The organism is Streptosporangium sp. OZ121 (assembly GCF_051918885.1).
Taxonomy (GTDB): domain Bacteria; phylum Actinomycetota; class Actinomycetes; order Streptosporangiales; family Streptosporangiaceae; genus Streptosporangium.
Genome location: NZ_JBPXMC010000013.1, coordinates 207322 through 216945, shown reverse-complemented (window position 1 = coordinate 216945; position 9624 = coordinate 207322). Strand labels below are relative to the sequence as shown.

At 70.0% G+C, this 9624-nt stretch carries 8 protein-coding genes; 6 read left to right on the top strand and 2 right to left on the bottom strand.

Features of this window, described 5'->3' with window-relative positions; all coding sequences use genetic code 11:
• Nucleotides 1-110: 110 nt before the first annotated feature.
• Nucleotides 111-1625, bottom strand: coding sequence for a sodium:solute symporter family protein (locus ACTOQ1_RS23745; protein ID WP_440070209.1), 1515 nt, complete (start codon nucleotides 1623-1625; stop codon nucleotides 111-113).
• A gap of 220 nt (nucleotides 1626-1845) precedes the next feature.
• Between ACTOQ1_RS23745 and ACTOQ1_RS23740 the strand changes: the two genes are divergently transcribed.
• From ACTOQ1_RS23740 to ACTOQ1_RS23715, 6 genes are all read left to right on the top strand, one after another.
• The gene (locus ACTOQ1_RS23740; RefSeq protein ID WP_440070208.1) at nucleotides 1846-4374 is read left to right on the top strand and encodes a DNA translocase FtsK; all 2529 of its coding nucleotides are present in this window, start codon (nucleotides 1846-1848) and stop codon (nucleotides 4372-4374) included.
• Nucleotides 4375-4685: 311 nt separating this feature from the next.
• On the top strand, nucleotides 4686-5441 hold the full coding sequence (locus ACTOQ1_RS23735) for a helix-turn-helix domain-containing protein (protein WP_440070207.1): 756 nt from the start codon (nucleotides 4686-4688) through the stop codon (nucleotides 5439-5441).
• 191 nt (nucleotides 5442-5632) lie between these two features.
• Nucleotides 5633-7042: a 30S ribosomal protein S12 methylthiotransferase RimO gene (gene rimO, locus ACTOQ1_RS23730; RefSeq protein WP_440070206.1), complete on the top strand. Its 1410-nt coding sequence runs from the start codon at nucleotides 5633-5635 to the stop codon at nucleotides 7040-7042.
• A gap of 25 nt (nucleotides 7043-7067) precedes the next feature.
• Nucleotides 7068-7673: a CDP-diacylglycerol--glycerol-3-phosphate 3-phosphatidyltransferase gene (pgsA, locus tag ACTOQ1_RS23725; protein WP_440070205.1), complete on the top strand. Its 606-nt coding sequence runs from the start codon at nucleotides 7068-7070 to the stop codon at nucleotides 7671-7673.
• A 52-nt stretch (nucleotides 7674-7725) separates the two neighbouring features.
• Nucleotides 7726-8229 carry a CinA family protein gene (locus tag ACTOQ1_RS23720; RefSeq protein WP_440070204.1) on the top strand — a complete coding sequence of 168 codons (504 nt, stop codon included), beginning with the start codon at nucleotides 7726-7728 and terminating at the stop codon, nucleotides 8227-8229.
• Nucleotides 8230-8436: 207 nt separating this feature from the next.
• On the top strand, nucleotides 8437-8784 hold the full coding sequence (locus ACTOQ1_RS23715; protein WP_440070203.1) for a helix-turn-helix domain-containing protein: 348 nt from the start codon (nucleotides 8437-8439) through the stop codon (nucleotides 8782-8784).
• Here the strand turns inward: ACTOQ1_RS23715 and ACTOQ1_RS23710 are convergent.
• Nucleotides 8781-9572, bottom strand: a complete 792-nt coding sequence (locus tag ACTOQ1_RS23710) for a DNA-formamidopyrimidine glycosylase family protein (RefSeq protein WP_440070202.1) — start codon at nucleotides 9570-9572, stop codon at nucleotides 8781-8783. The genes ACTOQ1_RS23715 and ACTOQ1_RS23710 overlap by 4 nt on opposite strands.
• Between the last annotated feature and the right edge of the window lie 52 nt (nucleotides 9573-9624).

Here is a 9624-nt window from a genome sequence, read left to right as displayed (position 1 = left end):
GACGACGGCCTGCGCAACCCAAACAGGGTCGCGCAGGCCATCATCACGCAAGCCCGGGATTTACCAACAGCGTCCACGCTGTGGGGGCCCACGCCGTACCGGAGGGGGCGTCAGCCGACCGCTCCGGCCCGCTGCTGCTGCTCCGGGTCGGCGGACCCGGGTTCGGTGGACAGGGAGTCGACGAGCGCGTCGCGGTCCTCGCGGTTCTCCGGCCTCAGGAAGCCGATCGCCACGTACAGGACCAGCGAGGTCACCAGCGGCACGCCGACGACCATCGCCGTGTCCTTGGACTCGATGATCCACTTGACGTACGCCCAGACGCCCAGGCCGGCGGCCCAGGAGACGATGGCCGCGGTCGGGCCGCTCCGCTTGAACCACGGCAGCATGCCCAGCATCAGCGGGATCGAGATCGGTCCCATCGTCGCGGCGACCAGGTCGACGACGATCTTCAGGACCACGCCCTCGCCCTCGGTGAAGATCGCGATCGCCATGCTGATCAGGACGAAGGTGAACGTGGTCACCCGGGCGAAGGTCAGCTCGGCCCGCGCCGACAGCTCGCGCACCTTGCGGACGATCACCGGGGCGATGTCCCTGGTGATGACCGAGGAGATCACGTTGGCGTCGGAGGCGACCATGGCCATGGTGTGCGAGAAGAAGCCCGCGAGCACCAGCCCGATCACGCCCTGCGGCAGCAGGGTCTGCGCCAGCCGTACGTACGCCTCCTCGGCGTTGGCCAGGCCCGGCACGATGAGCGGCGCGGCGAACATCGGGATGAACAGGATCAGCGGCCAGACCAGCCACAGCGCGCTGGACAGCAGTGCCGAACGCTTCGCGGCCGAGCCCGAGGGTGAGGCCATGTAGCGCTGGGCCAGGTTCCACATGCCGCCGTTGTACTCGAAGGTCTTGATGAAGAGCAGGGCGAGGAAGAACGTCGTGGTGTACGGCCCGGCGAACGGGTCGCCGTGGCCCGGGGGCAGCTTGTCCCACATGGTCCACAGGGTGGCGACGCCGTCCAGCTGGACCATGATGGCGACGAACATGGCGATGCCCGCGACGCCCTGGATGACGAACTGGCCGAAGTCGGTGAGCACGTCCGCCCACAGTCCTCCGGCGGTGATGTAGACCAGCGTGACGGCTCCGGTGACCAGGATGCCCCACTGGATCGGGATGCCCGCGAAGCCCCTGAGCAGGATGGCGATCGCCACCCACTTGGCCGCGATGTCCACGACCTTCAGCAGCGCGCCGCTGTAGGCCAGCACCTGCTGGGTCGGCAGGTTGTAGCGCCGGGCGAGGTATTCCAGCGGGGAGACCACGCCGTGTTTTGAACGGAGCCGGTTCCATCGGGCCGCCCACACGAAGGCGCCGATCCCGACGCCGATGCCGATGGTCAGCGCCCACCAGACGTACATCGCGAGCCCGTAGTTGTAGGCCACGGCCGCGAACGCCACGAACATGATCGCGCTGTATCCCGACATGTGGTGCGAGATGCCGGACAGCCACCAGGGGATACGGCCCCCGGCGGTGAAGAAGTCGATCACGGTTTTGATGCGGCGCTTCGACCACACGCCGATACCGATCATGACAAGGAAGTACGCGCCCAGAACGGACCAGTCGAGTGCGGACATGTGTCTCCTCCCAACGCCCTGTTGGTGAGGAGGTTCTACTACATGAAACGCAATGTCAATACATGGAATGGAAGACGCTTTCCGGCAGACTAATGGGACCTTTAGCTCCTCCCATCACTGTTCACGAAGTATCGACCGATCTTGTGAAACGTCGGCGAGGGTCGGGCGGCTGCGGCGAGTCGGCGCGCAATCCACCACCCGTCTCGTTAACCTCCCTAACATGGCCACCCGTACGTCTAAAGGCTCCTCAGGAAAGCCCCCCGGCAAGGGGTCCTCCGGTCGTTCGGGCGCCTCCCAGGCCCGTACGGCCCCCGCGAGGCGGGCGCCCGCCGGCCGGGGGAGGAGCGCGAGTCAGGGCCGCAGGCCCTCGCCCCAGCACGACCCGATCAGCTGGGTGCTCATCATGATCGGCAAGTTGTTCATGGGCATCTGGATGCTCCTCGCCGGGGGCATCGGCAGCGCCGCGCGGGCCCTGGGGCAGAACGCGCGCGAGCTCGACCCCGTGCACCGCCGCGACGGGCTCGGCCTGGCGGTCTTCGCCGGGGCGGTCGTGCTGGCCGCGATGACCTGGCGGAAGAACACCGGCACGGTCTCCACCGTGGTCGACGGGGTGATGCGCGGCGTCTTCGGCTCGTTGACCTGGGTGATCCCGATCCTGCTCGTGCTGCTGGCCTGGCGGCTGCTGCGCCACCCCGACCAGAACGCCGACACCGGCCGGATGATCATCGGCTGGTCCGCCCTGACCATCGGCGTGCTCGGCGTCGTGCACGTCGTCCACGACACGCCGTACCCCTCGGGGGGCAGCTCCGACGGCATGGACAAGGTGGCGGCCGCCGGAGGCATGATCGGCTTCATCGTCTCGGCGCCCCCGGCGAGCATCCTGCCGTCCTTCATCACCATCCCGCTGCTGCTGATCCTGTCGGGCTTCGGCATCCTGGTGATCACCGCGACGCCGGTGCACCGGGTCCCCGAGCGGCTGGCCGAGATCCGGCACATGCTCTTCAACCGCGACCTGCCCCCCACGCCGCGCGTGTCCAGGAAGAAGCCCTCCACCCGCAAGAAGCCGGAGCCCGAGGGCGGCGAGCTGGGCGACCACGTCAAGCCCTACGACACGCCCCTGATCGCCGAGACACCCGGCGGCCCCTCCGGGCACTCCCCGGAGATCGTGCCCGGTCTGGTGGACGAGGAGGCGGCCGACGCGGTGGTCAGGGCCGAGTCGTCGGCGCCCCCCGAGCCGACCCCCGCCCCGCGCAAGGTCGAGCAGCTCGTCCTGTCGCCCCAGGCGGGCCCGTACACCCTGCCCGAGTCCCAGCTGCTGCGCCCGGGCACCGCGCCCAAGCCGCAGACGAAGGCCAACACCGTCGTCGTCAACGCGCTGACCAGCGTGATGGAGCAGTTCGCCATCGACGCCCAGGTGATCGGCTTCACCCGGGGGCCGACGGTGACGCGCTACGAGATCGAGCTCGGCCCGGCGGTCAAGGTCGAGAAGGTCACCGCGCTCACCAAGAACATCGCGTACGCGGTCAAGTCGGCCGATGTCCGGATCCTGTCCCCGATCCCCGGCAAGTCGGCGATCGGGGTCGAGATCCCCAACACCGACAAGGACCTCGTCTCGCTGGGCGACATCCTGCGCTCCCCGGTCGCCCAGGCCGACCACCACCCGATGATCGTCGGGCTCGGCAAGGACGTCGAGGGGCGCACGATAGTGGCCAACCTGGCCAAGATGCCGCACCTGCTCATCGCGGGCGCCACCGGCGCCGGAAAGTCGGTCTGCGTCAACGGGCTGATCACCTCGATCCTGATGCGGGCCACCCCCGACGAGGTCCGCATGGTCCTGGTCGACCCCAAGCGGGTCGAGCTCAGCGTCTACGAGGGCATCCCGCACCTGATCACGCCGATCATCACCAACCCCAAGAAGGCCGCCGAGGCCCTGGAGTGGGTCGTCGGGGAGATGGACCGCCGCTACGACGACCTGGCCGCCAGCGGCTTCCGGCACGTCGACGACTTCAACAAGGCGGTCCGCGCCGGCAAGCTGGTGCCGCCGCCGGGCAGCGAGCGGGTCTACCAGCCCTACCCGTACCTGCTGGTGATCGTCGACGAGCTCGCCGACCTGATGATGGTCGCCCCGCGCGACGTCGAGGACTCCATCGTCCGCATCACCCAGCTCGCCCGCGCCGCCGGGATCCACCTGGTCATCGCCACCCAGCGCCCCAGCGTGGACGTGGTCACCGGCCTGATCAAGGCCAACGTGCCCTCCCGGCTCGCCTTCGCCACCTCCTCGCTGGCCGACTCCCGGGTCATCCTGGACCAGCCGGGCGCCGAGAAGCTCGTCGGGCAGGGTGACTCGCTCTTCCTGCCGATGGGTGCCAGCAAGCCCATGCGGCTGCAGAACGCCTTCGTCTCAGAGAAGGAGATCGGCGAGATCGTCGGGCACTGCAAGGCCCAGATGGCGGTCGAGTACCGCGACGACGTGGCCGCCGTGGCGACCGCCAAGAAGGAGATCGACGAGGACATCGGCGACGACCTCGACCTGCTGGTCCAGGCGGCCGAGCTCATCGTGACCACCCAGTTCGGCTCGACCTCGATGCTCCAGCGCAAGCTGCGGGTCGGTTTCGCCAAGGCGGGCCGCCTGATGGACCTGCTGGAGAGCAGGAACGTCGTCGGGCCCAGCGAGGGGTCCAAGGCGCGAGAGGTCATGGTCAAGCCGGACGAGCTTCCCGGCCTGCTGGCCGACCTGCGCGGGGGCTGACGGCGCGATGCGGGGGCTCCGGCCGGCCCGCGCGGGATCCGACGGCGCCGTACGGGGGCTCCGGCCCTACCCGTGCGGGCGCGGTGCGGGAGGCTCCGCCCGGCCCGCGCGGGGGCCGGCGGCGCGGTGCGGGGGGCTCCGGCCGCCCGCACCGGGAAGTGCCGGTACATATCAGGGAATACCGCCCCCCAACCGGCTCGCCCGGGGATGACGGCGCCGTGCGGAAATGGGACCCCCGCCGCGCATCCTCCACGCGGTTACTGATTGAATAGGTATCGCTACGCAACGTCGGGGGCTGAGAGGCGTGCGCCATGGGCATTGGAAGCGATCTGGCGGATGCCCGGCGGTCAAAGGGGATGACCGTCGGGCAATTGAGCGCGCGGACACGCATTCGCGAGGTGCTCATCCAGGCAATCGAGAGGAATGATTTCTCCCAATGTGGGGGAGATTTCTACGCGCGGGGCCATATAAGAAACATCGCCAAGATCGTTGACCTCGATCCCGAGGCGCTGGTGCACCGCTACGACGAGCAGCACGGGGGCGTGCCGCTGCCGGTGCGGGCCTCCAGCGTCTTCCAGGCCGACATGCCGCTGAAGATCCGCGAGCGCCGTTCGCCCAACTGGACGACGGCCATGGCGGTCGCTCTGGGCATCGTGGTCATCTTCGGTGTGGTGCGGACCATGGGCGGGGGCGACACTCCCGTGGCGGACCCGCGCCCGATGCCGGTGCCCGCCGCGCCGCCGCTCTCGGCCGGTCCCGGCCCCGACTCGCCGCGCCGGGCCTCGTCGCTGGCCGAGGAGAGACGGCGCGACATCGTCGTCCTCCAGGTCAGGGCGAAGCGCACCTCCTGGCTCGACGTGCAGGACGCGGGCGGCCGGCGTCTCTTCTCGGGAACGCTCGCCGCGGGCAAGACCTCGACCTGGAAGGCGAAGACCGGGATGAGGGTCACCTTCGGCGACGGGGGAGCCGTCTCGCTGAAGGTGAACGGCAAGAACCTGGGCGCCCCCGGCCGCCGGGGGCAGGTCGTGAACCGCTCCTACGAGGCTCCCGCCACCAAGAAGCGCTAGGTCACGCCGTACGGAGCACTTCTCCGCGGCACTCTTCCGGCACCCCCGGGCGTCCGCGCCGCCGCGGTCCGGCCGAGCGTCCTGGCCGTCCCGGCGGCGGTACGTCCGGGGCGGGGCGGGGGGTGCGGCGGTGCCTGAATGGGGGGAGGTGCATCGGGTAGTGGCCAACTCCCGATACCGTAGTGTTCACCATGTCATCCCGCCGAACCGCATCGCTGATCACGCTTGGTTGCGCACGCAACGAGGTCGACTCCGAGGAACTCGCCGCCCGTCTCGAGGCTGCCGGTTGGCAGCTGGGCGACGACGACCCCGATGTCGTCGTCGTCAACACGTGTGGCTTCATCGACTCGGCGAAAAAGGACTCCATCGACACGCTGCTCGCCGCGGCCGACTCCGGTGCCAAAGTGGTCGCCGCGGGCTGCATGGCGGAGCGGTACGGTGACCAGCTCGCCGACGCGCTGCCCGAGGCCGCCGCCGTCATCTCCTTCGACGACTACACCGACATCGGCACGCGCCTCGACGACGTGCTGGCGGGCAAATCGCTCGTCCCGCACAGTCCCCGCGACCGCAGGACCCTGCTGCCCATCTCGCCGGTGGAACGCGCCGCCGCCCCCAAGACCGCCATTCCCGGCCACGGCGAGCTGCCCGAGGGTCTGGCCCCCGCCAGCGGCCCCCGGCCGCTCCGCAAGCGCCTGGGCGACGGCCCGGTGGCCTCGCTGAAGCTGGCCTCCGGCTGCGACCGGCGCTGCACGTTCTGCGCCATCCCCGCCTTCCGCGGGGCGTACGTCTCGCGCCGAGCCGAGGAGCTCCTCGGCGAGGCCGCCTGGCTGGCCGAGCAGGGCGTCAAGGAGCTGGTGCTGGTCAGCGAGAACTCCACCTCCTACGGCAAGGACCTGGGCGATCTGAGGGCGCTGGAGAAGCTGCTGCCCTCCCTCGCCGCGACCGAGGGCGTCGAGCGGGTGCGCGTCAGCTACCTGCAGCCCGCCGAGCTCCGCCCGGGGCTGCTGGAGATCATCGCCTCGACCGAGGGCGTGGCCCCCTACTTCGACCTGTCCTTCCAGCACGCCAGCGGGACGGTGCTGCGCCGGATGCGGCGCTTCGGCGACCCCCGGCGCTTCCTGGACCTCCTGGAGTCGATCCGCGCCCACGCCCCCGAGGCGGGGGTGCGCTCCAACTTCATCGTGGGCTTCCCCGGCGAGACCGAGGAGGAGTTCGGCGAGCTGGTGGGCTTCCTGGAGGAGGCCAGGCTCGACGTGATCGGCATCTTCGGGTACTCCGACGAGGACGGCACCGAGGCGGCCTCGCTGCCCGGCAAGCTGGACCAGGAGGTCGTCGACGCCCGCGTGTCCGCGCTCACCGAGCTGGCCGAGGAGCTCATGGCCCAGCGGGCCGAGGAGCGGATCGGCACCGAGGTCGACGTCCTGATCGAGGAGGACCTGGGCGACGGCGGCTACGAGGGCCGTGCCGCCCACCAGGGGCCCGAGGTCGACGGTTCTGTAACGGTCCAGGGCATCGGGCTGGTCCCCGGCCAGATCGTCCGGGCCGTCGTGGTCGACTCGGAGGGGGTCGACCTGATCGCCCGCATCAAGGCGGCCCCATGAGCGCGCCGCCGGGCCGGGAGAGCGTATGACCAACACGCCAGAGACCGGCACCGACTCGACCTCGGCATCCGGGCGCCCCAAGGTGAGCGCCTGGAACATCGCCAACGTCGTGACGGTGATACGGCTGGCGATGGTTCCGTTCTTCGTGGCCTGCCTCTTCCTGCCGGGATCCGGCTGGCGGGCCGCGGCGCTGGTGGTCTTCATGGTGGCCTCGCTCACCGACCTGCTCGACGGCGAACTGGCCCGCCGCTACGGCCTGATCACCGACTTCGGGAAGATCGCCGACCCGATCGCCGACAAGGCCCTCATCGGCGCCGCCCTGATCAGCCTCTCGGTGCTGGAGGAGCTGCCCTGGTGGGTCACCGTCGTGATCCTGGGCAGGGAACTGGGCGTCACCGCGCTGAGGTTCGCCGTCATCCGGCACGGCGTCATCCCGGCCAGCTACGGCGGCAAGGTGAAGACCGTCCTGCAGATCGCCGCGATCGTCTCCTACATCTGGCCGGGCGTGCCCGACCTGATCCGCTGGATCGTGATGGGCGCGGCGGCGCTGGTCACCGTCGCCACCGGTCTCGACTACGTGATCCGGGCGATCAAGCTGCGGCAGGTCGCGAAGCGGGCACGGGCCATATGAAGGCGGGCCGGGTGAAGGCTGACGGCATGAGCCGCGACACGGGGCGGGCCATATGAGCCGGCGCCTGCTCGCGGCCACCGAGGTCCTCGCCCTTCTCGTCCGCAGGGGCGAGACGGTGGCGGTGGCCGAGTCGCTGACCGCCGGGCTCATCTGCGCGTCCCTCACCGGCCCCCCGGGGGCCTCCGCGGCCTTCCTGGGCGGGATCGTCTCCTACGCCACCGAGCTCAAGCACCGGCTGCTGAACGTCCCGGCGGACCTGCTCGCCCGCGAGGGGGCGGTGCACCCGGAGGTCGCCGCCGCCATGGCCGACGGGGTGCGCCTTCTGGCCGGTGCCACGTACGGGCTGGCGGCCACCGGAGTGGCCGGCCCGGACCCCCAGGACGGTAAACCGGTGGGCACCGTGCATCTCGCCGTTAGCGGACCGGACGGGCGGGTATGGCACCGGGATCCGCGGCTCGCCGGGACGCGTGACCAGATCCGGGAGATGACCGTGAACGAGGCCGTGGACCTCCTGCGAGGTGTGCTGGAGACGAACGTGAGGGAACATTCAGGATGATTACCGCGTTACGTCCCCAGCGAACATGCTCCACATGGTCTGCCGCGTTGTCGGTCCATACAGGTACGGTGGAACGGTGAGTGAGGTAAAGGTCAAGCGATGATGACGGCGAGGAGTATGTACCAAGGGTCGCGTTCGAAGAACGGGCGGCACGAACCGATAGCGCGGAGTGTCGTGAAGACATCCGCGCCGGGGAGGGAGCGACAGATGGTCCTGCTGCGTCAGCTGCTCGGTGACGTGCTGCGGCGGCTGAGGGTGCGGCAGAGTCGCACCCTGCGTGAGGTGTCCACACTGGCTCGGGTTTCTCTTGGCTATTTGTCCGAGGTTGAGCGTGGTCAGAAGGAGGCCTCTTCAGAGCTGCTCGCGTCGATCTGCGGTGCCTTGGGCGTGCCGCTTTCACAGGTTCTCCGTGAGGTTTCCGATCAGTTCGCCCTGGCCGAGCTGCAGCATGCTCCGGTGATGGCGGGAGACGTCCCAGAACGGGAGCGTCTGCCGATTCCCGAAACCGTGCCTGATTCCGTGTTTCCCGAGGTCAACGACATGGTCGCCGCCTAGCCGGTCGGTTCTTCCGGCTGGCAGTGACGGCACCAGACGATCAGCCGTTCCTGCGGCTGTGCGCCCATCTCCCCACGACTGATCCGACGCCCGCAGCGCAGGCAAGGCCGCCCTGCCCTGCCGTAGACCCAGGTGCTCCGTCCCGGACGGAGGTCGCCTGTCGTCGTCCTGCTCGGGCGTTCCTTGTTGGCGTCCAGCAGCCGCCACGCGATCGACACGATCGTTCTCAGGTCCTCAACCGCCCCCACAGGTCGCCACGGCGACACTCCGGCGAGGAAAAGCGTCTCGGCGCGATAGATGGTGCCGATTCCCGCCAGGTTGCGCTGATCGAGCAGCGCGACCCCGATGCTCGTCTCAGGCCGTCCTGCCAGCCGTCGCACGGCCTCCGCCTCGTCCCAGTCCTCCCCGAGCAGATCGGGGCCGAGATGCCCGACGAGCCGCCCCTCCTCCTCGGTCGAGACCAGGTCGACCATGCCCAGCCGCACCCCCGCCGCCTGCCATCGCTCGTTGGCCAGCACCAGGCGGACGACGTCGCCCCCGGGCAGCCGCCGCCCCGCGGGTGAGATCTGCCAGCTGCCCTCCATCCGCAGGTGGGTGTGGACGGTCAGCCCGCCCTCGACCCTGGTGAGCAGGTGCTTGCCGCGCGAGACGGTCTCCAGCACCGCGCGCCCGGTCAGGTCGGCCGTGGAGTGACGCGGCACGCGGAAGTCCGAGCGGGTCAGCACCCGCCCGTCGAGCGCCCGGCCGAGCCGCAGGGCGGAGAGGTGGATGACGTCACCCTCGGGCACGGCGCCCCTCCCGGGACGCGGGCCGGTTCCGGGGCATGGGCCGGCCCTGCGC